This window comes from Vibrio sp. Vb1554, from assembly GCF_033344235.1.
The window spans coordinates 1-1,269 of sequence record NZ_JAWPOJ010000246.1 but is presented as its reverse complement, the minus strand read 5'-3'; the positions used below and the strand labels follow the sequence as shown (position 1 = coordinate 1,269).

The following is a 1,269-nucleotide window of genomic DNA, read 5'->3' as shown; positions in this document are numbered from 1 at the left end:
TCCAGCCACTCCTTTCTGCTTAGTGAAGCCCTTCATATTAAATCCTTGCAAATGAGTATGAACTGGTCACAACCTTGATCGGCTCACCACGCATTACACCGATGATATTGAAAGGTGTTTTGTAGCATAGAGATACGTGATAAAGCGGAAGACGTCGGTTCTGTGTCGTCAGTGGTAATAGCTTCTTCGCTTCTGCCACCGTGATTTCCTTCAGATCTGGAAAATTACAATCTTCTGTTTTGCCTTTGAAGTTGGTAAACGTAACGAGCTTAGTGTCCTTTTCTTCTAACGAGAGCTCCGTGATTCTCATGCCTAATTCGCTGGCATCAAAATCTGGTAACGTACGTTTCAGCATGCCTTTCGCCATGTAAAACGCGTTATTTACTTGTGCCTCACAATGTCTACCGTTCTCACCACAAATATTAAGTTCGTTGGCGAACAACTGTCGACGCTCGCTTATGACGCTTACGATGGAATAAACCACTCTATCCAACTGCCCTTTCTTGTTTACTGCGATCGTGTAGTTGATATGCATGGCAATGATTGAACCAAAAAAGAGTAATACCAATGCAAGTTCAACGATAAAGGCTCCGGTTTGTTTCGACTTAGCCACCACAAGTGATCTCCTCACCTAATTTGAAAGTGCATCGTTCATATTCTTGAACTGCGACCATCTCTCGATTAATGCTCATGCTTGGCATAACAAAGTTAAACAAAGGGTGATAAGTGAAACTCAATTGATAGATGGCTATCGGCATATTGACTGAGTTCGCCACTGCATCGCCTTTTTTGACATTAGGGCAATCATCTAAGGCTTGGCCGCTACGGTTACACTGCACAAAATCAGACAAATTTTTAAAGTAATAGACCGATGCCGATACCGATGAATGGTCGACAACCTTCGACCATAAGGCACCACCGCTAGATTCTAGTTTGGTTTTGACCACATCTTGATAGTCCACTTTTTCCGAGTTGCTAGAACTACCTTGTTTTTTACTACTCATCACAGCTGTCGTCAGCGCATGGTCGGTTACCCCCATCGAATACGTAAGTACAGACAAGTCAAACCAGGTAAATAGCACCATGATCAAAACGGGTAAGCCCATCGCAACTTCGACCGTCAAACTTCCTTTTTGAAACTTGATCATAATTCAACGTACCTTTTCTTCGTGTAATCAACGACAAAAGCACCTTTGATATTCATGTTTTCAAGAAACTTCTTTGCATCATCTATATCGCTAAACTCACCAACGCAATAACGCTTCCATA

The 1,269-nt window shown here is 42.3% G+C and carries 2 protein-coding genes and 1 pseudogene; all 3 read right to left on the bottom strand.

What is annotated here, in order from left to right; genetic code table 11:
• Positions 1–37: 37 nt before the first annotated feature.
• A complete protein-coding gene (gene tadF / locus R8N28_RS25365) occupies positions 38–616 on the bottom strand; it encodes a tight adherence pilus pseudopilin TadF (RefSeq protein WP_005498630.1) in 579 nt (192 codons plus the stop codon).
• The gene (locus R8N28_RS25360; RefSeq protein WP_005454147.1) at positions 606–1,148 is read right to left on the bottom strand and encodes a TadE family protein; all 543 of its coding nucleotides are present in this window, start codon (positions 1,146–1,148) and stop codon (positions 606–608) included. The genes tadF and R8N28_RS25360 overlap by 11 nt, the downstream gene beginning before the upstream one ends.
• Positions 1,145–1,269: pseudogene (locus R8N28_RS25355) on the bottom strand (pilus assembly protein TadD); the annotation flags it as partial. The gene R8N28_RS25360 and the pseudogene R8N28_RS25355, both read right to left, overlap by 4 nt.

Coding starts and splice junctions, on each gene's coding strand:
- R8N28_RS25360 (WP_005454147.1), bottom strand. CDS start 1,148: ATGATCAAGTTTCAAAAAGGAAGTTTGACGGTCGAAGTTGCGATGGGC.